This is a genomic window from Bacillus weihaiensis (assembly GCF_001889165.1).
GTDB classification, from domain to species: Bacteria; Bacillota; Bacilli; order Bacillales; family Bacillaceae; genus Metabacillus; species Metabacillus weihaiensis.
On sequence record NZ_CP016020.1, the window covers coordinates 2,509,731 to 2,532,744 of the forward strand.

Below are 23,014 nucleotides of genomic sequence, written 5' to 3' on the forward strand. Positions count from 1 at the left end.
CTTATATTTTTTACCAGGAATAACAAATTCACATAATAGAGCATGGTAAGCATGAAAAGAAAGAGCCACACTTCTATTAAGCTAAAACATCTTTCACTAGGTTCTAATAGCAACAACCAAACGTAAATAGAAAAGACTGGCCTCTTTCGATATCATTTTAGAGACATTGATTAAGATGTATATGCTACTCTTTTATCATCTAATCATTTTTAAAATGAATTCGGAAAAATAAGGTCAGTCTTTTTATCTATGCATTCTCCTTCATCGCTTGAAGGACTTGCTGGTCTAATTTTGTAGCAGCTTTTTCATCATATGTTTTATCATATTTAGGCTCTTTACTAATTTTCGAACCATAAAACATCACATCACGCACTTCTGAAATTCTTAATTCTATGAGCGTTAGCTTTAAAGGAACACCCTCTAACTTATCTACCTTTAAATGTGCATTTCCATTAATGGAGTATGTAGATTCATTTGCAATTAACGTTAAAACAATTGCAGGATGTTTTTTAATATTTTCTACAATTCTAGAGCGTTGATCAATTGCAATAAACACTCTTTTTTTATCAGGTGCATATACCCATGAAATTGCACTTACATAAGGAGCTGATGTTTCATGATCAATCGTAGCAATCGTTAAAAATTGCTCCTTTTGTAAGCATTCAAATAGCGGATCAATCAATGAAGTCTCTACCTTGTTTGCCACTTTAGAATCCTCCCTTTCCACTTTATACATTTATCATACCTTTTTTTTTAATGTGTTCCAACTAAAACAATTTTTTCTCTTTTAAACGTTGCATGATATACTGAAAGTACAAGGAAATATTTTCTTTGGTGCTCTTTCTTTTGTCACAGGAATGGAAATTCATCATTCTTTGTTTCTTCATTGAATTCATTTCATAAATTGAATCATTAGAGCCCAATACCATAAGTAATAGAAAGTGCGATAGGTGAGATACACCGAGTGAGGCTCATCATCTGGCCAGCGGAAAGCGAGCAACTGGGACGGAATTTAACCAGACCGGACACTTGATAAATAGCAACAAGCTAAAAGGTATTTCAATCCTGTTGGTCTGTGTTTCTTTAAAAAATAAGCATTTATGAAATGGATCTATTTATAAAAAAATTTCAATTGAAAATTATTCTAATTATTTTATGAGGTGTTTGTATTATGAGAGTAAAATGTGTTATTTGTGATAAAGTTGAATCTATTGATGACGAATTGTTGATTGCTAAAAGACTGAGAAACAGACCTATTCATACATATATGTGTCAAGATTGCTACAACCGTATTGAAGAAAAAACAAATGCTCGAATTGCAACAGGAAAATTCAGGTTATATGAAGATAAAAAGACGGATGATTCATGGATATAATAAAAAGAGGAGTCCTTTCAGGTCTTTATAGTGGAATTATTTTAGGTTTATTTCTAAAGGTGATTGAGCTAACTTCAGGCCTAAAGGTTTATACCCTTCTTTTGAATATCGATTTTATCTATCCCAACCCTTTACCAGAGCTTGTTGAATTCTCATTACATGTTTTTGTATCCTTACTTATAGGAATTGTATTCGTAGCATTATGCCAAAGCTTCAAAATCACTAAAAGGAACTCGAGATTTTTCCTAGCATTATTGATTACTTTTCCAACGTTATTTTTATATTTCCCTTTGACGTTGTTGGCAATAAAAGAAACACCAAGTATTGATAATTTCCACGCTATTTTTTGGTGGGTACTAGCTCATCTACTATATGCGGTAATCCTACCTATTCCATTAAGAACAAAACCACAAGCACCTTAAATAACCTGTGGAACAATTTACACTCGAAAGAAAAGAAGTAGGAGTTACAAATCTTCTTTAAATAGGATAACTATTTACTATCAGATATTTTGGTAGGTAAGGAAAAAATAAGCTCTTTTATATTTTGATATTCATTCTAGTTATCCTATATATAAGCTATGAAGGCTCTACGGGTAAATCTGACCATAGAGGTTAAATAGACATGAGATCCACTTCAGATCTTTGTGTAAGCGATATAGGACATACAACCAGTTTCACTTTCTTAAGCCAATATAAAAGACTGTAGACAATCCGATTTAACGGTTTTTGTTTACAGTCTTTTTATTAGAGTCCTGATACACGAATCAGGACTCTTTCTTTAAATTTTTTCAGCTTCTTGTTTCTTCGATTGGTGTAGTCTAATCTTATAGATGATGAGGATAAGAGCAGCTACAACTAACCCTTCAGCAACCGGAAGAAATATTCCTAAAAAGGTTAAAACTGTACAACCTAATGCTAAAAAAGTATAAATGACTACTGATTTTAAAATAGGAAGCTTTTGTGCAAATCCGAGCTTATAAACAAGGATAGACAATAATAGAATGGTTATATATAACATCCACATCCCTAACTTGGGATGGTCTACTACTTGATATAAGCTTGGAAAAAAGGAAAGTTTATCTGTGATATCCATCATTTATTCCTCCTTGCAATGATTGAAGTAGGAAATTTACGAATAGTAACACAAGTACCCAAAGGATACTTGTGCTTACGCTACTCGTTCTCTGAATCCATTACATTCCTGATAATTTTTTCTTTTTAGCTGCTTTTTCACGTTCGTTTTTATCAAGAATTTTCTTTCTTAAACGGATTGATTCAGGAGTAAGTTCGCAATACTCATCATCGTTTAAGTATTCTAATGCCTCTTCTAATGACATAATTCTAGGTTTTTTCATTGAGTTTGTTTGATCCTTTGTTGCAGAACGGATATTTGTTTGTTGTTTCATCTTACAAATATTCACCACAAGGTCATTTTCACGTGTATGCTCTCCTACGATCATTCCCTCGTAAACATCAACACCTGCTTCTACGAAGATAATCCCGCGGTCCTCAACACCTTGAATACCGTATGTTGTTGATTTACCGTTTTCCATAGAAACTAACACACCTTGACGACGTCCCCCAACTTTACCAGGCTGCATAGGTTGGTAACTATCAAACGTATGATTGATAATTCCGAATCCTCGAGTTAATGACATAAACTCTGTAGAATACCCAATTAATCCGCGAGCAGGTACATTAAAGATCAAACGTACTTGTCCATTACCATTGTTAATCATGTCTAACATTTCACCTTTACGAGCACCAATGGATTCCATAACAGATCCAGTGTGTTCTTCTGGAACATCAATTTGTACGCGCTCGATTGGCTCACATCTAACACCGTCAATTTCCTTTACGATAACTTCTGGCTTCGATACTTGCAATTCATAACCTTCACGACGCATATTTTCAATTAATATCGATAAGTGAAGCTCACCACGACCTGAAACCACCCATGCATCAGGAGAATCAGTTGGATCTACTCGTAAGCTTACATCTGTTTGTAATTGAGCTAATAGACGTTCTTCAATTTTACGAGCTGTTACAAATTTACCTTCACGACCTGCAAACGGACTGTTATTAACAGCAAAAGTCATTTGTAGTGTAGGCTCATCAATTCGAAGGATAGGTAGTGCTTCTTGGTGTTCAGCAGGACATACTGTTTCACCAACATTGATATCTTCCATACCGGAAACTGCTACAAGATCCCCTGCAACTGCTTCTTGAACTTCAACACGTTTTAACCCTTGGAAGCCAAAGATTTTACTTACACGGAAGTTCTTAATAGAACCGTCGACTTTCATTAATGCTACTTGCTGTCCTACTTGCATTGTTCCGCGGAACACACGTCCAATACCAATACGACCTACATAGTCATTATAGTCTAAAAGGGCAACTTGGAATTGAAGTGGTTCTTCTTTGTTATCAACTGGAGCAGGAATATGATTGACAATTGCTTCAAATAATGATTCCATGTTTTCCTCTTGATCAGCAGGATTTGGGCTAGTACTAGCTGTTCCATTAATTGCTGAAGCAAACACTACAGGGAATTCTAATTGCTCTTCATTTGCATCAAGCTCAATGAATAAATCTAAAACTTCATCAACTACCTCTGAAGGTCTAGCAAAATCACGGTCAATTTTGTTTACAACGACAATCGGTGTTAAATTTTGCTCTAGTGCTTTCTTAAGAACAAATCGCGTCTGAGGCATACATCCTTCATATGCATCTACAACTAGGAGTACACCGTCAACCATTTTCATGATACGCTCAACTTCTCCCCCGAAGTCAGCATGTCCAGGAGTGTCCATGATATTAATGCGTTTGTCTTTAAAGTTAATTGCTGTATTTTTTGCTAAGATTGTAATACCACGCTCACGCTCAAGATCATTTGAATCCATTGCACGCTCTGCAACTTGTTCGTTAGTACGGAACGTTCCAGATTGGTGCAGAAGTTGGTCAACCAAAGTTGTTTTCCCATGGTCAACGTGGGCAATAATAGCTATGTTGCGAATATCGTTTCGAAGTTTCACAATTTCATCTCCTAAATATATAGTAAAAACATAAGCGTAAACGCCATGGTTAGGCTCTCAATATTATTTCATGAATGAAGGTGCTTATGCCAATCATTCTATGAGTGATTTAAAGGATACAAATTCACCTTCGATATTATACCATAAACAATCTAGAAAAGAGGAATGTTTTTCTGTAAACTAATAAAAGAACATAAATATCGTCTTTTGATGGGAGATGTTGGAGTTATGAAACAAGGGAAATGGATTTTTCTTTTACTCGCTTCTTTAGCTGCTATTAGTATGATTGGAATAGGGATCTCAGTTGGGGAACGAAGTATGATTGGAATCATCTTATCAATCATTTTCTTGATTGCAATAATGGGGACAGGTTTTGTCATGAAAAAACGAATGAGAGAAAATGGGATTTTGTAAAGTGTAATTATTGTTCTGAATTAAAAAGCATATCTACATGCTCACAATGAAGGGGCTGAGATATAAGTATTTCACTCAAAGGAAAACCCGAACTATCTTGTGATATTTACTCAATATCTTCGCATATAGTTCGGGTTTTTATTTCCCCTCCTAGTTTTTGGATTGTACATACTCTAGTTAATTGTTAGTGTAATGAAGCGGAATCCACTTCACTCCTGTAGGAGGTTAAGCAAAGCAAGTTGACCCAATGGAACGTACGTGACGTACGTGCTAAAAGAAAATCGTTCGTATTTTAAAAACTATTACATTTTGTCACGACTTCTTCATTCATAACACAGAAATATATTCATAATGGTTTTACGCAAATAATATAATCCAGGTTATTCTTATTATTTGTTTCGAGCTTCACTTGTTCAAACTGACATTTCCCGAGAAATTTCAACCAGTCATCATAAATGGCAGGGCTTGACGCATAAAAAGCCTTATGTCCATTTATTCGTTGCTCTTGTCCAATTTGTTGAATTATTCTTTTACCATACCCTTTATTTCTTTCATTAGGGTGAATAAGTATCGTTCCTAACCAAGGTCTTTCATTTGATGGAGCCCAATCAAGATGATAACTAATTCCAATCGGCTCATTGTTTGGAGAATTCCAAACTCTCCAAGAGCCTTGAAACATCTCATAGGAAAGTAAATAAGCTTCTAGCTCATTCATTCCACACTCTACTCGTTGCCAAGAAGGGCTTTCTTTTATTAGCGATCGTAACAAATCCCGATCCTGCTTTATCATTGGTCGGTGGGAAAGAACATTCACTTTTGTATGTATTCCTCTAATAAATGCTTATGAAGTGAACTTTCTCCTATAAAAAACGTATTCTTAGACAATAAATCTAATTCTGTTCCCTCTAAAGTAGTAGCTTTTCCACCAACCTCATTTACAAGGACTAGTCCAGCTGCAAAATCCCATGGAGCTAATCTCATCGTCATATAAGCATCTAAACGTCCTGAAGCAACATAGGCACATTCCATTGCTGCTGACCCATATGAGCGTGTACCCCTTACTTTTTTCACTATAGGTATAATCTTTGTATGATCGATTCGCTTATTTTCTGTAACCCATACTGGACTGATCCCAATTATGGCTTCTTCAATAGGAACTGAATCAAGTTTTGGTAAACGAATATCATTCATATAAGCTCCTTCACCTTTAAAAGCGTGATATAACTCATCATGAACAACATCATAGATTAAGCCTATGTATCCTACTCCTTCTTCGTAAATCCCAATAGATATAGCAAAATTTCGCTGTTGATGCACAAAGTTCATTGTGCCGTCAATTGGATCAATAATCCAAACGACACCTTTTAAATCGGTTACATCATCACCGTAGCCTTCCTCACCTAAAATTCTATGATTAGGATAGGTGGTTTGTATTCTACTAATTAAAAACTGTTCAATCTCTTTATCCATATTCGTAACTAAATCATTCGGGTTGGACTTAAATTGAATGGATAGGGCTGAATCAAACGATTTTCTGATAATTTCTCCCGCCTCTTTCACCCACTCTTTTGCCTTCTGGTCAATTTCCTTCCAGTTTGTCATTTATGCTACCTCATTTCTATGTATGTATCGCACTCTATTTTAAGGATACTGTAAAAATTTGTTGAAAATCAAGTAGCACTGCATATTCGCAGATAAAAACGAACCTTAACGAGGTTCGTTTGTAGACTTACTTACTCCTCTTCACGCATGAAGTTTTATCCACTCTTTTCTTAATTTTTCTAATTTTTGCTTACATTCTAGCTTTTTTTTATGATCTTTCTTTTGCATGGCTTCGTAAAGGGTGGCTAGTTCATAATCAAGTTCTAACTTTAACACCCCAATACGATTGTTTATAATCTTTTGCCCACTCGATTTTAATGTTTGTTTCACTTTTACCGCCCCTTTCATTTTCTTTTTCGTAGTATGATTAGTCTTAGGTTCTCGTTTTCAAATCGCTTTCAAAGAGTCTTTGTAAATCTTATTTAGTTTTTTATATAGTATGTGTAATAAAATTAAGATGGAACTAAACGTATGAAATTGTGTATATACCTAATTTATACCACCAGTTTCCTACCTTAAAACGTAACATCTATTTATTTTATAGGATTAGTACACTATCTCTTCAAATCTATCTCTTCATTTCTTACTATTTCCAGTGAACGATTATAGTAACAAGTTCATCATTAAGGGAACCCTATGATACATTGAGGTATAGGTTTAACTGTTTACCTAACATTTTTTCTTCCTTTCATTTGCGACCATGTTCTTCGGATCTGTTTGAGGCTTTTCCTTTTGGGTTGCATGATCTTTTGCTTAAAAATTTGCGGATAAATAATAAACAGTATTATCTGAAATAACACCTTCTATGATCGCTTAATGAATTGAGCTCCTTTCCAAGAGATTGTTTCCTTATAAATAGGTTATTTGAACGAAAACTATTTAAGATAGCCTCAAGTTTACGAAAATAGTCAAAATTTAAAGGGTCTCTAAATTAAGTAGGTCTGTGTTTCTTTAAAATAAGTATTTATGAAATTGATTCAGGTATGCATTTGTCAAATTCTATCCTGTAGATTATAATTATTATTATATAATAAAGAAATCAATTGGAGGCTCTAAAGAATGAATTTTGAAGGATTTACTCAACAGGATTTTGAAACATTCACTATTGAAGGTTTAGATGAAAGAATGGAAGCCATTCGCGGCAGAATTCAACCTAAATTTAATGAAGTAGGACAATTATTAACGGACGATCTTTCTAGCATGCTTCAAAATGAAATGTTCTTGCATATAGCTAAGCACGCAAGAAGAACGGTTAATCCACCTAAGGACACGTGGCTCGCCATTGCTGCTAATAAAAGAGGATATAAACAACACCCTCATTTTCAAGTAGGTTTGTTTGATGACCACCTCTTCATATGGCTAGCATTTATCTATGAATTACCGAACAAGGAAAAAATCGCTACAAACTTCCTAGATAATATTGATTTAATTAAGCAAGCTACAAACCAAGAATTTTACATTTCTTTAGATCACACAAAGAAGGATGCTAAGCCTATTCAAGAGGTAGACTTGGAGAGTTCTTTAGAACGATTTAAAAACGTTAAAAAAGCGGAGTTTCTTATAGGTAGACACTTTGATGCTAATGACCCAATTGTGAAGGATGGAGAAAAACTTTATCATACCATTCGTGATACATACGAGGCATTACTACCATTATACAAGCTCTCTTTTAAGTAAACGAGCTCATAGGGCTTAGATAATGTGCAAAGGTATTGTAAATAGTACAGACCATCTTATAATTTGTATAACCTTTCTTATAACTATACTATGGTAAATTCATCTCATTAAAAAACCGTCCTATTATTTATAGGGCGGTTTCGATTGAGCAGTCATTTTTATTTTTTCAGATTCTACTTCCTTCGCTTTTTTCATTACACGGTAAGCAGAATAACCGCTTACTTCTTCAAATTCACTGCAAATTGTTTTTTCTTCTGCTTTACTCGGTACAATTTCTTTAAAGCGACGATATACTTTCATTAATTGCTCACGGTCGATACCATTTTCATAGGCTTTTTCTATGCATTCAAAAAATTGAATAGCATCAACCGTTTCCTCTGTACTCCATTCTAATGAAATTGGATATTGATATTCCATGTTGTCACAATCCTTTCCTACTACAAGATCTTTCATTTATTTCGTTATTTTATACACGTCGATGTTTAATTGCAAGCATCTACTACACTACTTACTCCATTTTCTTCTTATTCCTTCTGCGTCATTAACAATGTTACTAAAAAGGTCTTGAACGGTTGGTATATCTTTAATTAACCCCATCACTTGACCTGCCCACGCAAAGCCATCATCCATATTTCCATCATATATGTACTTTTTATTAGCGCTTCCACTAATATAATCTTTTAGTTCATCATACCCTCCACCGTTTCTTTCTATTTCTAAAATTTTTTCAGTCCACTTATTTGAAATCGCACGTGCTGGAGCACCGATCATCTTCTTAATCACGACTGTACTATTTTCATCCCCATTTACTAACGCTGATTTATATGTTTCATGAGCATGGATGCACTCCTTTGTCGCAATGAATCTTGTACCCATTTCAATACCTTCTGCCCCTAAACTTAAGGCAGCCATTAACCCTCTGCCATCGCCAATTCCGCCCGATGCAATGACTGGGATCGAAACAGAATCAACTACTTGAGGTACTAATACCATTGTACCAATATCATGTCTACCTAAGTGTCCTCCACCTTCTTGACCAACAACCATCACCGCATCTGCTCCTAAGGCCTCCGCTTTAACCGCTTGTCTTTTGGCTGCTACTAAAACAAGTTTTTTACTATTTGTCCCTTTAAGTAACTCAAATATAGGTGCTGGATTACCTCCAGTCATCGAAATAACAGGTACTTCTTCATCAATGGCTACCCTAACTAAATCTTCATATCCTCTGCCGTGCTGACCTATTGCAAAATTAACACCAAATGGTCGATTTGTCATCGTTCTAATCTTCCTAATCTCACCTCTTAACGCATTAGCAGATCTTAATGACATAGCTGTAATTTGTCCTAATCCTCCAGCATTTGAAACAGCTGCTGCAAGTTCGGCATATGCTAAGTAAGCTAACCCACCTTGAATAATTGGATACTTAATTGACAATAATTCCGTTACACGTGTTTTCCAGTCCATCTCTCACTCCCCCTATCATTTGTTATTCTCTCCTCTTACAGAATATCCTCTTTATAAATAGGAAACGCTTTAAAGTAAACACTATTAGTATTCTCACCTAAACTAATTGACTCACATAGCCCTAAATGAAGGTGCACCATAGCTTGTGAAACTCCTACTATAAATCACACTTTTTATTGACTCATATTCTCTATAAAGGTATAATTCATTTGTTTTAATAAATATACAAAGTTCGACACGCATGCAAATCTTGATCTTTTCCACACGTACTTCTAAGAAGAACTATAATTAATCGGGTTGCATGGTTGAAATGAAAATGAAAACAAGTAAAAACTGATTGGCATCAAATCCGTATTTTACCTAAATATTTATTTTTTGAAAAAGAAGGTGGGAAGTAAATTGTTACAAAATGAAACACCATTATTCACAGGATTGATTGAGCATGCGAAAAAAAATCCTATACAATTTCACATTCCTGGTCATAAAAAAGGCGCAGGAATAGACCCTGAATTTAGAAATTTTATCGGGGACAATGCATTATCAATTGATTTAATAAATATCGGACCTTTAGATGATTTACATGCACCTAAAGGAATGATAAAAAAGGCACAGGAATTGGCAGCAGAAGCCTTCGGTGCTGATCACACATTTTTCTCTGTACAAGGAACTAGTGGCGCTATTATGACGATGGTAATGGCTGTATGCGGACCTGGAGACAAGATTATTGTCCCTCGTAACGTTCATAAATCTGTCATGTCTGCCATTGTATTCTCAGGAGCAACCCCGATTTTCATTCATCCAGAAATTGATAAAAAATTAGGAATTTCTCATGGCATTACAAACGATGCAGTTGAGAAGGCTTTAATGCAGCACCCAGATGCAAAGGGTGTACTTGTTATTAATCCTACATACTTTGGTATCTCTGCTGACCTGAAGAGAATTGTTGAAATTGCCCACTCTTACTCAGTTCCAGTATTGGTAGATGAAGCACATGGAGTACACATACACTTCCATGAAGATCTTCCACTAAGCGCAATGCAAGCAGGTGCTGATATGGCAGCTACTAGTGTACATAAGCTTGGTGGATCTATGACTCAAAGCTCAGTATTAAATGTTAGAGAAGGTCTCGTATCACCTCAACGCGTTCAATCTATATTGAGCATGATGACAACAACTTCAACCTCTTACTTATTATTAGCGTCCTTAGATGTTGCTCGCAAACGCCTAGCAACAGAGGGCAAAGAGTTAATTGAAAAAACAATTACACTTGCTAATGAAACGAGAAATAGAATTAATGGAATTCCTAAACTTCATTGTATAGGTAAAGAAATTCTAGGGACAAAAGCAACCTTTGATTTTGATCCTACTAAGCTTATTATCCCTGTATATGAATTAGGAATTACGGGCTACGATGTAGAAAATTGGTTAAGAGAAAAGTACTCAATTGAAGTTGAGCTATCAGATCTCTACAATATATTATGCATCATCACTCCAGGAGATACGAAGCAAGATGTTGACACGCTGGTTCATGCACTTCAAGAATTATCAAGTAACATAACCTCAGAAAGTGTGATTGATAATAAAGAGAGAATATATTTGCCAGATATTCCCGTATTAGCTCTTACACCTCGAGATGCATTTTATGCAGAAACAGAAATTATTCCTTTTGAAGAATCTGAAGGACGAATAATTGCTGAATTTGTTATGGTATACCCACCTGGTATTCCAATTTTTATTCCGGGTGAAATCATAACAAAGGATAATTTAGTGTATATCAAAAAGAACCTTGAAGTTGGACTCCCAGTTCAAGGACCAGAAGATCCTTCCTTAAATCAAATTCGTGTCATTAAGGAACATAAGGCCATACGATAAGCTAACTTAAGAAAGTGGATGAAGCTAAAAGCTTACATCCACTTTCTTCCTTTACCTAAGTTTTGCTTACCTAGAAAAAATAAGAAAAGCACTCAATGCCATTTATAGCTTGAGCGCTTCAATCCCCTATGCTTTCCTTCTATGATAACCCCTTATTTAACTTTAACAGATACTCTTGATTGCTTTTGATCACCACAGTTATGATGATTACATTGACCATAAAGTGTTGTCACTTTTTCCCCTTCAATATGACCAATAGTAGAGTTGCAGTGTTGACAAATGATTGTTCCCATCTTCATACCCCTTTTCAATCAAGAATAGCACTCTCAAAGTCTCCCACATTTGAAAGCGTTTTACATTTGTTATCTTTATATTAATATGTCACATTTAATTCGTCAAGTGTTATATTGTATAACACATTTAATTTTTTTATCCATTTTTCATCTTAATTACTCTCTTACACATCTTTATGTAAGGCTCTTTTCTTAAATTTCATTTTACTTTTACTACTTTTAAACGTAACCCTCATGCTCCTTACATTAATAAAGCCGCATATCATGTCATCTTCATGATATGCGGCAGAAAGCATGAGGAAGAGGATTATTTCACACGTTTCTTTGCTGTTTCTAAATCCTTTAATATCGAATCATACGTCGCTTTCGAGAGGATACTTGAATCCTTTTTATAGCTTTCGATTAGGTATTCAAAATCTTCTATTGTAGTAGCTGTTCTATGAAAAACTGATTCAGGCATTCTTAGACATACATTACCTCTTAAAATACGAACAGTAATGTTCGTAGGCTCTTTAGTAACAGCCTGATCTAATAAAGAAAGTCCCTCTAAAGCATACTTCTTCTTATCTTTAGGTATTGGTGTATCTCTCGCTAGTAAGGCGGTAGCACTGGCATAATAAGCTAGTGCCTCAACATTATTTTGATTCTCTTTACTAAGTTCCTTTAGGCGCTCATAAGCCTCTTGTGAAGCTTTACGATTTCCTTTTACAGCCTTATGGTAAGTATTAATCGCTTCCTGAAAACGTTCATTCCAACTTGCAGTCATTACTCATCACTCCATTATCTTTTTTCGATTATGTGATGTTCCTATTGCCAATTCACAGCTTCCTAATTACTAAATTAAAGGAATTTATCTTTCCGTTAAGAAGACACAATATGATTTAAAGGTAAAATACATGGTTAAATCAACTATCTTAAACATTTCTCTCCATTCACATGTTGAATATAAGCCCTACAAAACGTCTACTTAACGCCTTTCATTTGAAGAAATACTTGATAGATCATCTCTTCATCTTCTTTTTTCAGGATTTCCCACACTTCCTTCGCTTTATGAACGAAATGTTTTCTTTCATAAACAGTTCCAAGATCTGCTAAAATTTTCAGGTATTTATGCTTTGAAAGTTTTATTTTCCCTTCATGCTCTCTATAGAGAGCACAAATCATTTCAAAATCTTCAATGATTTTGTCATTGTTGTGGAAAAAGCTGTCAGGTAATTGAAACTCAATATATGCTCTTTTAATATACAAATCAATAAGCTCAAAGTTATTCTTCGGTAATGCAGTAGCCAACTTCTTTAGACCTTTTATTGTTTGGCTAAATAAATCATTCGGATCCTCATTGAATTTTCCTAACAATGTTAGAGAGGCAGCATAATAAAATTTGGCAATTGCACATGTAGGGTTTGCTTTTGTAGCTAATTCCCATATTTCAACAGATTGCTTTGCAGCCTTTTTATTACCTAATACGCCAAATCGATGAATTATTTTCCCTTTTTCATATAATTCTTTTACATCTGAAGTGGTGGATACGTGGAAATCTTCACTTGTAAAGGCGTCAACAAGTTCTTTCGCTTCTTTTTTAGTCGATGATTCTGTTGATAGCTGAAGTAGTTTATTCCAGCTCTCTACAGCTTCTTCGACCATATTAAGAGTCACTAAGCTCTTTCCTAATAGTAAGAGAATTTCCTCATACTGAGAAACAGAAAAGATTCGATAGTCTTTTTCATATTGCGTCGCTAAGTATTGAAAATCCCTTGCTGCAGTTGACGTTCGGAAGAAGAAGAACTCAGGTAACCTATAGCTTTGTAATGCTCTTATCATGCGAATTTCATAAAGCTCTGGGTATTCACTCACCAACTGATCTAAGGTTTGAGATGTTTTAATAGCCGTCATAAATAGTTCTACATAACCCGTTGCTTGATTTGCTACTTTCATTGCTAAACAATGAGTCATGTACGCTTGAATAATTGGGTTTTCGTGCTTTTGCTTTTGAATCGCATTTAATTCATTTAGTGCATGATATAGAGCCACTTCATCTCCATGAACTGCTTGTTTATAGTATTCTACTAAAGTAGGATTGGTAGATGGTAGTTCATTGATATCTACTGTCTTCCCTTTATTTTGGTCACTATTATTTAAAGCAGGGAGTTGATAATCAGGATCTTTCTCTTTTACTTTTTCCGCATATGCTCTTGCCATATCTAGTTTATTTACTCTTTCGTATGCTTTCACTAATCCCTTCATTACATCTATGAGTAATGATGATGGGATAGCACTTGGGTTCTCTGAATGCACTGATATCATATACTCAAAGTCTTCTATTGCGGTTTGAGTCCTTCTAAATCGATTTTCTGGTAGATTTATCGCTACATTCGCTCTTAGCATTCTGATTAATGGATTCGTCGGATCTTTTAACACTGCTACATCCATCATCTTTAACCCTTCATTCGCATATTTTCCTTTTTCTCTTAAATCTACTTCATCTCTAGCAAGCATCATCTTAACGGCCCCTAAATATGCCATTACTTCTGTGTTTGACGGATCTTCTTCTAGAAGTGACTTAAAAAGAGTATGCGCTTTACTTGCCGTTTTCTCCCCTTTAATGGAGCGATAGTATAATTCAAGAGCCACATCAAACGGTTCAAGATCATCTTCATTTTCTTCAAGTGTTTTATCTATTTCTTTTTTTCTCTTCTTATTTTCTCCCATGTACCTAGCTGACCTCCAATCAAAAATATGAATTGATTCTTTTCTAAAAACACAGTGATAATTTATGAAAAAAAGGAAAAGAAGTGCTTTAAAACGATAAATAGTATGAATTCGTCTACGTACAAATTGACTGAGGATATAAACTGAATGGGAAATAATCACTTAGAACAAAAACTCTTTACACATTTGACTCAATTTTCTCAAATCAGGCCAAGTGGTAAAAAAAGAATAGTAAAAAAGGTCGTATAGTTTAAGCCACTATGCTTCACTATATAGAGGAGGATCGTTAGAATTATTTTCATGTGCACATTTTTAGAGAAAGATTAAATATGAAAGATATAAAGGAGGAACAAGATCTACAATATGAATACAAAGAAAGTAACCCCTGTATTTATACTATCTGTTATTGTCACATCTCTTTTTATTATCTGGGGACTTATTCCTGAAAGGATGCTACCGAATGGAAACATCAATGTCGTTACCACAAATATCCAGAGCTTTATCATTGAAAAATTTGGCTGGTTTTATTTATTAACAGCCACATTCTTTTTAATTTTTGCTATCAGCTTAATATTTTCAAAATATGGAAACATTAAGTTAGGAAAGGATACAGATGAACCAGAATATTCTTACCTATCATGGTTTGCTATGCTATTTAGCGCAGGTATGGGAATAGGTCTAGTTTTTTGGGGAGTTTCTGAACCAATTTTCCATTATAGTGGCCCACCAACAGGGGAAGGATTTACAGATCAAGCTGGTCGAGATGCATTACGCTATTCTTTTTTCCACTGGGGATTACATCCGTGGGCAATTTATTCTACAATTGCGCTAGCACTTGCTTATTTCACTTTTAGAAAAGAACAGAATGGTGTAATGAGTAACATTCTCAGACCAATATTAGGTGATAGAGTTGATGGAAAAACAGGAATACTTATTAATTTTATTGCTGTTTTTGCAACTGTATTCGGTGTAGCCACTTCCTTAGGTTTTGGAGCGGCACAAATTAGTGGAGGAATTTCTTACTTAGTTGATGGAGTTGAGAACAATTTCACTACACAAATCATTATTATTCTTATTGTAACTGTATTGTTTATGCTATCTGCTCAGACAGGCTTAAATAAAGGAATAAAATACTTAAGTAACTTAAATGTGATTTTGGCCATCTCTCTCATGTTGTTTTTACTTTTTGCAGGTCCTACCAACTTTATCATGGACCTCTTTACAACAACATTAGGTAGTTACCTACAAAATCTACCTTCCATGAGCTTTAAGATGACCCCCTTTCAAAGAGATAATACCTGGGTACAGGATTGGACAATCTTCTATTGGGCTTGGTGGATTTCTTGGGCTCCATTCGTAGGTACATTTATCGCACGTATTTCTAGAGGTCGGACAATTAGAGAGTTCGTTATTGGCGTATTAGCTGTACCAACTGTGTTCGGAGCTTTATGGTTCTCTGTTTTTGGTGGATCCGCTATCTTTTTAGACTATTTACAGAACGCACCTATTGTCGATATTGTTAATGAACAAGGGAAAGAAGTCGCTTTATTTGCCGTATTAGATTTTTTTCCACTAGGTACAGTCATGTCTATCCTAGCTATATTCCTTATTAGCACATTTTTCATTACATCAGCGGATTCTGCAACATTTGTATTAGGTATGCAAACAACGAATGGGGATTTAAACCCTCCAAATCGGATAAAATTCATTTGGGGAATTATTCAATCCTCCGCAGCTGCCATTCTTTTATGGTCTGGTGGACTCGGTGCCTTACAAACCTCAGCAATCATTGCAGCTCTTCCTTTTGCTGTCATTATGATTATGATGGTTTTCTCCTTGTTAAAATCACTATCTGAAGAGAAAAAAACCAGTAAAGCTAAGTAGAAAAGAGGATTTATTCTCTTTTCTTTTTTTATGGCTGCATTTTAAAAATTTGTTGTCGTCGGGTGAATTCCATTGTAGTGTGTTATATTCCATTCATCAACCTGCATATTAACTAGAAATTGAAACAAAGTGCTGGAAAAGCAAACTAATTAGTTCATTTTTTTATAAATTGACCGTTGAATCAATCTCATAAATGCTTATTTTAAAGAAACATAGATCTTCAAAATTTAGATCTGGTTGAACTCAGCTTTAGTTGCTCGCTTTTTCGTGGTGAGGCGGTGAGCCACCTCGGCGTAAACACCTATAAGGTCTCACCTGTCCCACTCCTCCCGCAGGAGTATCGCACTTCATTCAACCTAACGTCATTTTCGTTCATATTTAAAAGGCAACAAACTCTAATAAAAGAGCTCGATTTTTTAACTAGGCATATGGAGTCTTCCTCCAGTCGTTAATTAGTTTGTTTTGTTTTAGTCACGTACTATTTTCGACTTTTCGGGGGAGGTACTCCTTTTTCTAGTTTCTAAAACCATGTGCCTGTAAGCCTCAAAATGATAACATTCATTAAGTAAAATTTAGGGTTGATGCTTCTCTTTGTTGATTGGAATCGAAGGCAGGAGAATCCTGCGGGAAGCGTGTCAAAGGCTTCCCCTGCAGGCGTAGCTTACGAGAAGGCTCCGAGACAGCTCTAGGAAGAAATGCATTTGAAGTGGTCAGTAGTTTTTTTGGGGTCACTATTCTCATCGCGGAATATAGATAGCTGTAACGGAAATCTACAACTAGACTTAATAGTGCCTAAACATTATGAATACAATAAAAACAAACAAAGGTGAAAAGTGAGGAAAATAACGCAACTTTTCTCTTCTTAAGAAATCGCAGGGCAAACAAATAGGACAAATAAAAAAACAAAAGTAATAAAATAGACTTAGCTAATAGTCCATCCTTTTTAGACAAAAAATCAATCCATGAATAGGAAATCCACAACATTATATGAACAGAGAAAGCTAATAACCATGGTATTTTCAATGTTCATCCCCCTTTGACTTATATCCCGTTCTATCTTATGCACAAGCTGTACAAATCTTTCATCAAAAACATAGGCAATTTTCTTAAACATAAAGTTGCCTTTATATTCGCTACAGGCTAGCAGCAGACGCAGGGGAAAAATCAACTGCTTTTTTCATAGGATGGGCTGTGAGCCACCTGTCCTCGCACCCATTTTATGTATTTTTCATTTATGTAACATTTAGATGACAATTGCTAGAAATTACATGTTGTATGATAAAATTAATACAATATATAAGGCTGAATGATTATAATTTAACGATAACGGTCTTTTTCTAACACTTCATCATAGAGATCCACTTTCAGGCATTTAAACTCTTGAATACATATATATGAAACTATACTAAAAGAGGTGGGCAAGGATGAAAAGAACAATACTCATTGCCTTCATCATACCAGTAGTCATTCTTTCTTCATGTGATACTATTCATTTTTCAACGCCATCCGCCAATGAACGTATTACTCAAGAAAAACAACTTCTATTTTTTTCTGATGATGAAAATATTGATCGTGAAGCAGTTTACTATGATGCATTACTAGATATTAAAAGGGAATTTCCAGAGGATTTCAAGAAAATGGAGATCATATCAGGAAAGCACCATAATAAGGAGTACAATGTAGACACGTATCCATGCCTACTTGTCGTTGAACAACAAGAAGTTTTAGTCCATATAGAAGGTTCTGTTTCTTCTAAAGACGATATAATAGAACCTATAAAAACAATTCTTACTCAATAGCACCCTTTATTAAAGAGGCTGACCTAAAAGTCTAGATTTTAGACCTTGGGTTAGCCTCTTTTCATACTTTTATCTTTTTAATTCAGTTAACGTAAAAACCGGGACGTTCCATTGCGCTCCAGAAACTTGCTTTCCGCGGGGCTAGAAGAAAAGCTGAAAGAAACACCGATTACTTCAGAACAGATTGAACACAGTATTAAAAAGTTAGAAAAACATTTAGAAACAGAACCCAAAAATAAAGAGGCGAAAAAAGTTGTTCGATTACTAAAAAAGACTATCTTCCTCGAAAGGTAAAATATGAAAAATAAAATCGACTATTCAATGGAAAAAACAGTTCTTCGCAAACAGATACTGATGCGACCTTTATGAGACTGAAGGAAGATCATATGCGAAATGGGCAATTAAAACCAGGATATAATGTACAAACAGGAACAGAAGGTCAGTTTATTATAGGTGTCTCACTACATCAAAGAGCATGTGATCCAGGCTGCTTAATCCCTCATCTTCAACACCTGAGGGAGCACGGAGTGAAACCAGAAAAAATAATTGCCGATTCTGGCTATGGTAGCGAGTAAACTATGACTTTTTAGAAAGAGAAGGACGAACAACGTACATAAAATATAATACATTTGATCAAGAACACAAAAGAAACTGGAAAAAGAAAATCGAACGTGTAGAAAATATGGAGTACGATGAGGAATTAGATGAGTTTATATGTGCAAACAGTCAACGCCTTTTTCTCATAGGCTCTGATTGCACATAGTGATTGATTTTCGTTACAAGCATTCGCTTTCCGCTGGAGGTCCGAAAGCCTCCTCGTATGCTTGCTCGCTTGCAAGATTATCTATACCACAGTCCTCCACCAGAAGTCTACTGCCACATCCAATCAACAATTTCAAATATAACATTAAACAATTAACACAGCCTTTTCATATCTATCCATTGAGAATAAAGTATTCAAATGAGTATGTTCCTTTTTTAGCTATTTTTCTATTCTTAAAGAATTTTCACATTAAAAAAGGTAAACTGCTAAGCAGCTTACCTTTTTTTTATTATTTTACGATATGAATTGGGTTACCAATTGCTACTTCAGCAGCTTCCATCGTAATTTCGCCTAATGTTGGGTGAGCATGGATCGTCATTGCGATATCCTCAGCAGTCATTCCTGCTTCAATTGCTAAACCAAGCTCTGAAATCATGTCAGATGCGCTAGGACCAGCAATTTGTGCACCGATAACTAACCCGTCCTCTTTACGAGTGATAAGTTTTAAGAAACCATCTGCGTTATTAAGAGATAACGCACGGCCATTAGCACCGAATGGGAATTTAGAAGCTTTCACTTCAATTCCTTCTTCCTTAGCTTGAGTTTCAGTGTAACCAACTGTAGCAAGCTCTGGTTCAGAGAATACAACAGCAGGAATACCTAAGTAATCAATTTCAGCTTTCTCTCCAGCAATTGCTTCTGCAGCAATTTTACCTTCGTAAGAAGCTTTATGAGCTAATGGTGGTCCTTCTACAATATCACCAATTGCATAGATGTTTGGAATGTTCGTACGGCATTGTTTATCAATTTTGATAACGCCTCTCTCATTCAATTCAACACCCACTTGCTCTAAGCCAAGTTCATCTGTGTTAGGACGACGGCCTACTGTTACTAATAGGTAATCAGCTTCAACCGTTTTTTCTTCACCTTTTACTTCAAATGTAACTTTTACTCCATTTTCGTCTTCCTCTACACCTTTAGCCATAGCTTTTGTGAAGATTTCAACATTACCTTTTTTCTTAAGGTTACGCGTTACTAAAGAGCTCATTTGCTTCTCAAAACCAGCAAGAATTTCGTCAGCTGCTTCAATGAATGTTACTTCTGTACCAAAGTTAGCATAAGCCGTACCTAACTCTGTACCAATATAACCTCCACCAATTACAACCATCTTCTTAGGAATTTCTTGAAGATTTAGAGCACCAGTCGAATCTAATACACGCTTAGAGTATTTGAAAGCTGGGATTTCGATTGGACGAGAACCAGTAGCAATAATTACATTTTTGAATTTATACGTTTGTGAAGACGTTTCATCCATTACTTTAACAGTTTCATTATCAACAAAGTAAGCTTCTCCACTAACAACGTCTACTTTATTACCTTTAAGTAATCCAGCTACACCACCTGTTAGTTTTTTCACTACACCTTGTTTGAATTCTTGAACTTTAGAAAAGTCAACTGTAACCTTCTCGGCTTTAATACCCATATCTTCTGAGTGCAAAGCGTTCTCGTAGCGGTGTCCAGCAGCAATTAATGCTTTTGAAGGAATACACCCTACATTTAAACAAACTCCACCTAAAACACTTTTTTCTACAACTGTTACTTTTTGTCCAAGTTGAGCAGCGCGGATTGCTGCAACATATCCGCCAGGACCTGCTCCAATGACAAGAGTATCTGTTTCAATTGGGAAATCTCCAACTACCATCGATTACGCCTCCATTAAAATAAGTTGTGGATCGTTCAGTAAACGCTTGATGTGGTTAAGAGCATTTTGAGCAGTAGCACCATCAATCATTCTGTGGTCAAAGCTTAGAGATAAAGCTAAGACTGGAGCTACTACAATCTCTCCATCACGAACTACTGGTTTTTCAGCAATACGGCCAATACCTAAAATTGCAACTTCAGGATGGTTAATTACTGGTGTAAACCATTGTCCACCTGCTGATCCAATATTCGTAATTGTACATGATGCACCTTTCATCTCGTTAGGAGCTAACTTACCATCACGTGCTTTTGTAGCAAGTTCGTTAATTTCATTTGAAATTTCGAAAATAGCTTTGCGATCTGCATTCTTCACAACAGGTACAAGCAGACCTTTTTCAGTGTCAGCTGCAATACCAATGTTGTAGTAATGCTTTTGAACCACTTCATCCGTGCTATCATCTAAAGATGTATTAAGAACTGGATACTTTTTAAGCGCTGAAGTAAGAGCTTTCACTACGTACGGTAAATATGTTAACTTAATACCCTGGTCTGCTGCAACAGTTTTAAATTGTTTTCTATGCGCAACAAGGTTCGTTACATCCACTTCATCCATTAATGTAACGTGTGGCGCTGTATGTTTAGAGTTAACCATTGCTTTTGCAATTGCCTTACGCATTCCGCTAATTTTCTCACGAGTTTCAGGGAATTCACCCTCTGGAACTGCTACAGCTTGTGGCTTAGCTTGTTTTTCATCTTTAGCTGCTGGTGCTTCTTCAGCTACAGGCGCTGCTTGTGCAGAAGTGCCACCTTGTAAGAATGCATCGATATCTTCTTTAACTACGCGACCATTTTTTCCGCTACCAGATACTTGACGGATCTCAACACCTTTTTCACGAGCATACTTACGTACAGAAGGCATTGCGATTACACGTTTAGTAGGGTCAACATCCACTTCTTGTTGTGTAGCCTCTTGCTTAGGCGCTTCTTCTTTTTTCACTTCTTGACCAGCTTCAGCTGTTGCTTGAACCTGTGCTTCTGTTTTTTCTTCTTTCTTAGGCTCATCATCACCATGATCGCCTTTGAACTTAAGGTCTTCGTATCCAGGAGCATCAAAAGTAATAATTGTTTGACCTACTGTTGCTACTGTTCCTTCTTCTACGTTTACTTCAGTAACTGTTCCTTTTACTGGTGATGGGATTTCTACAACAGCTTTATCATTTTGAACTTCTGCTAGAACATCATCTTCTTCAACTTGATCGCCTGGTTTTACGAACCATTTTACGATTTCACCTTCGTGAATACCTTCACCGATATCAGGCAATTTAAATTCGAATGCCAATTCATTCAACCTCCTTAAGAATATAAAAAATAGATAAAACGTGGCTTATCCTTTTGAAGCATAAGCCATTCGTTCCATTTACATGATGTTATGAAAAAATATTTAATTAGAAATTAACAACTTTACGAGCAGTTTCAAGGATATCCTTATAAATTGGTAACCAGATGTTTTCTGCTTCAGTGAATGCATAAACAGTATCTGGAGCAGTAACACGTAAAACTGGAGCCTCTAAGCTTAAGATCGCACGTTCTGTAATTTCCGCTACTACGTTCGCTGCAATACCAGCTTGTTTTTGAGCTTCTTGAACAACAATTGCGCGACCAGTTTTTTCAACTGAAGCAATAATTGTTTCAATATCTAGTGGGCTAATAGTACGTAAGTCAACGACTTCAACTGATACTCCATCTTTTTCTAACTCTTCTGCAGCTTTTAATGATTCGTGAACCATTGCTCCATAAGTGATAATCGATAGATCCGTACCTTCGCGCTTAACATCAGCTTTACCAATTTCGATTGTGTACTCTTCTTCTGGTACTTCTTGACGGAAAGAACGGTATAATTTCATATGCTCTAAGAATACAACTGGATCGTTATCACGAATCGCAGAAATTAATAATCCTTTTGCATCATATGGAGTTGATGGAATAACAACTTTTAATCCAGGTTGTTGAGCCACTAATCCTTCTAAGCTATCTGCGTGTAGCTCTGGCGTATGTACGAACCCTCCGAAAGGAGAACGAATTGTTACTGGTGCAGTCCAATGACCACCAGAACGGTAACGCATACGAGCTAATTGTCCACTAATTGAATCCATTACTTCATATACAAATCCGAAGAATTGAACTTCCATAACCGGACGGAAACCTGTCAGTGCGAATCCAATAGTTAAACCACCAATACCTGATTCAGCAAGTGGAGTATCGAATACACGATCTTCACCAAATTCTTTTTGAAGTCCCTCCGTTGCACGGAATACGCCACCATTTAATCCAACGTCTTCTCCAAATACAAGGACGTTTTCATCTTTTTTCAACTCAGTGCGTAAGGCATCTGTGATGGCTTGAATCATTGTCATTTGTGCCATG

At 35.8% G+C, this 23,014-nt stretch carries 22 protein-coding genes; 8 read left to right on the forward strand and 14 right to left on the reverse strand.

Annotation, left to right across the window (positions count from 1 at the left end):
- Positions 1-247: 247 nt before the first annotated feature.
- Positions 248-706 (reverse strand): pyridoxamine 5'-phosphate oxidase family protein, encoded by a 459-nt coding sequence (locus A9C19_RS12105; RefSeq protein ID WP_072580186.1) that lies wholly within the window; start codon positions 704-706, stop codon positions 248-250.
- Positions 707-1,171: 465 nt separating this feature from the next.
- Here A9C19_RS12105 and A9C19_RS12110 point away from each other — a divergent pair, with 465 nt between their 5' ends.
- Together A9C19_RS12110 and A9C19_RS12115 are read left to right on the forward strand one after the other, a co-directional pair.
- Positions 1,172-1,375: a YlaI family protein gene (locus A9C19_RS12110; RefSeq protein ID WP_072580187.1), complete on the forward strand. Its 204-nt coding sequence runs from the start codon at positions 1,172-1,174 to the stop codon at positions 1,373-1,375.
- On the forward strand, positions 1,366-1,797 hold the full coding sequence (locus A9C19_RS12115) for a hypothetical protein (RefSeq protein WP_083584361.1): 432 nt from the start codon (positions 1,366-1,368) through the stop codon (positions 1,795-1,797). Before A9C19_RS12110 ends, A9C19_RS12115 begins: the two co-directional genes overlap by 10 nt.
- A gap of 358 nt (positions 1,798-2,155) precedes the next feature.
- On the opposite strand, the gene A9C19_RS12120 is transcribed toward A9C19_RS12115, so the two are convergent.
- Both A9C19_RS12120 and typA read right to left on the reverse strand, forming a co-directional pair.
- Positions 2,156-2,470 carry a YlaH-like family protein gene (locus A9C19_RS12120; RefSeq protein ID WP_072580188.1) on the reverse strand — a complete coding sequence of 105 codons (315 nt, stop codon included), beginning with the start codon at positions 2,468-2,470 and terminating at the stop codon, positions 2,156-2,158.
- Between the two features lie 100 nt (positions 2,471-2,570).
- Positions 2,571-4,412, reverse strand: a complete 1,842-nt coding sequence (typA, locus tag A9C19_RS12125) for a translational GTPase TypA (protein ID WP_072580189.1) — start codon at positions 4,410-4,412, stop codon at positions 2,571-2,573.
- Positions 4,413-4,640: 228 nt separating this feature from the next.
- Between typA and A9C19_RS12130 the strand changes: the two genes are divergently transcribed.
- Complete coding sequence (locus A9C19_RS12130; protein WP_072580190.1) at positions 4,641-4,826, forward strand: YlaF family protein; 186 nt, start codon at positions 4,641-4,643, stop codon at positions 4,824-4,826.
- Between the two features lie 346 nt (positions 4,827-5,172).
- Here A9C19_RS12130 and A9C19_RS12135 read toward each other — a convergent pair whose 3' ends face one another.
- From A9C19_RS12135 to A9C19_RS12145, 3 genes are all read right to left on the reverse strand, one after another.
- Positions 5,173-5,541: a GNAT family N-acetyltransferase gene (locus A9C19_RS12135; RefSeq protein ID WP_145925793.1), complete on the reverse strand. Its 369-nt coding sequence runs from the start codon at positions 5,539-5,541 to the stop codon at positions 5,173-5,175.
- 95 nt (positions 5,542-5,636) lie between these two features.
- On the reverse strand, positions 5,637-6,428 hold the full coding sequence (locus A9C19_RS12140) for an inositol monophosphatase family protein (RefSeq protein WP_072580191.1): 792 nt from the start codon (positions 6,426-6,428) through the stop codon (positions 5,637-5,639).
- Between the two features lie 141 nt (positions 6,429-6,569).
- A complete protein-coding gene (locus tag A9C19_RS12145; protein WP_072580192.1) occupies positions 6,570-6,758 on the reverse strand; it encodes a hypothetical protein in 189 nt (62 codons plus the stop codon).
- Positions 6,759-7,487: 729 nt separating this feature from the next.
- Here A9C19_RS12145 and A9C19_RS12150 point away from each other — a divergent pair.
- Positions 7,488-8,105, forward strand: coding sequence for a YktB family protein (locus A9C19_RS12150; RefSeq protein WP_072580193.1), 618 nt, complete (start codon positions 7,488-7,490; stop codon positions 8,103-8,105).
- Positions 8,106-8,228: 123 nt separating this feature from the next.
- On the opposite strand, the gene A9C19_RS12155 is transcribed toward A9C19_RS12150, so the two are convergent.
- Positions 8,229-8,522, reverse strand: coding sequence for a UPF0223 family protein (locus A9C19_RS12155; protein WP_072580194.1), 294 nt, complete (start codon positions 8,520-8,522; stop codon positions 8,229-8,231).
- An 87-nt stretch (positions 8,523-8,609) separates the two neighbouring features.
- A complete protein-coding gene (locus tag A9C19_RS12160) occupies positions 8,610-9,569 on the reverse strand; it encodes an NAD(P)H-dependent flavin oxidoreductase (protein ID WP_072580195.1) in 960 nt (319 codons plus the stop codon).
- Between the two features lie 399 nt (positions 9,570-9,968).
- Here A9C19_RS12160 and A9C19_RS12165 point away from each other — a divergent pair, with 399 nt between their 5' ends.
- Complete coding sequence (locus A9C19_RS12165; RefSeq protein ID WP_072580196.1) at positions 9,969-11,441, forward strand: aminotransferase class I/II-fold pyridoxal phosphate-dependent enzyme; 1,473 nt, start codon at positions 9,969-9,971, stop codon at positions 11,439-11,441.
- Between the two features lie 152 nt (positions 11,442-11,593).
- On the opposite strand, the gene A9C19_RS12170 is transcribed toward A9C19_RS12165, so the two are convergent.
- From A9C19_RS12170 to A9C19_RS12180, 3 genes are all read right to left on the reverse strand, one after another.
- Positions 11,594-11,734 (reverse strand): GapA-binding peptide SR1P, encoded by a 141-nt coding sequence (locus tag A9C19_RS12170; RefSeq protein ID WP_072580197.1) that lies wholly within the window; start codon positions 11,732-11,734, stop codon positions 11,594-11,596.
- 307 nt (positions 11,735-12,041) lie between these two features.
- A complete protein-coding gene (locus tag A9C19_RS12175) occupies positions 12,042-12,500 on the reverse strand; it encodes a hypothetical protein (RefSeq protein ID WP_072580198.1) in 459 nt (152 codons plus the stop codon).
- A 197-nt stretch (positions 12,501-12,697) separates the two neighbouring features.
- A complete protein-coding gene (locus tag A9C19_RS12180; protein WP_072580199.1) occupies positions 12,698-14,443 on the reverse strand; it encodes a tetratricopeptide repeat protein in 1,746 nt (581 codons plus the stop codon).
- Between the two features lie 363 nt (positions 14,444-14,806).
- Here A9C19_RS12180 and A9C19_RS12185 point away from each other — a divergent pair, with 363 nt between their 5' ends.
- The 3 genes from A9C19_RS12185 to A9C19_RS12205 all read left to right on the forward strand — a co-directional run bounded on the left by A9C19_RS12185 (position 14,807) and on the right by A9C19_RS12205 (position 18,701).
- Positions 14,807-16,327 (forward strand): glycine betaine uptake BCCT transporter, encoded by a 1,521-nt coding sequence (locus A9C19_RS12185; RefSeq protein WP_072580200.1) that lies wholly within the window; start codon positions 14,807-14,809, stop codon positions 16,325-16,327.
- A 1,424-nt stretch (positions 16,328-17,751) separates the two neighbouring features.
- A complete protein-coding gene (locus A9C19_RS12195; protein ID WP_072580201.1) occupies positions 17,752-18,126 on the forward strand; it encodes a hypothetical protein in 375 nt (124 codons plus the stop codon).
- Between the two features lie 386 nt (positions 18,127-18,512).
- The gene (locus A9C19_RS12205; RefSeq protein WP_233499167.1) at positions 18,513-18,701 is read left to right on the forward strand and encodes a hypothetical protein; all 189 of its coding nucleotides are present in this window, start codon (positions 18,513-18,515) and stop codon (positions 18,699-18,701) included.
- Positions 18,702-19,178: 477 nt separating this feature from the next.
- Here the strand turns inward: A9C19_RS12205 and lpdA are convergent, their stop codons facing one another.
- The 3 genes from lpdA to A9C19_RS12225 all read right to left on the reverse strand — a co-directional run bounded on the left by lpdA (position 19,179) and on the right by A9C19_RS12225 (position 23,013).
- Positions 19,179-20,591: a dihydrolipoyl dehydrogenase gene (lpdA, locus tag A9C19_RS12215; RefSeq protein ID WP_072580204.1), complete on the reverse strand. Its 1,413-nt coding sequence runs from the start codon at positions 20,589-20,591 to the stop codon at positions 19,179-19,181.
- 3 nt (positions 20,592-20,594) lie between these two features.
- On the reverse strand, positions 20,595-21,929 hold the full coding sequence (locus A9C19_RS12220; RefSeq protein WP_072580205.1) for a dihydrolipoamide acetyltransferase family protein: 1,335 nt from the start codon (positions 21,927-21,929) through the stop codon (positions 20,595-20,597).
- Between the two features lie 106 nt (positions 21,930-22,035).
- Entirely contained in the window at positions 22,036-23,013 is a 978-nt protein-coding gene (locus A9C19_RS12225) for an alpha-ketoacid dehydrogenase subunit beta (RefSeq protein ID WP_072580206.1), read from the reverse strand.
- Between the last annotated feature and the right edge of the window lies 1 nt (position 23,014).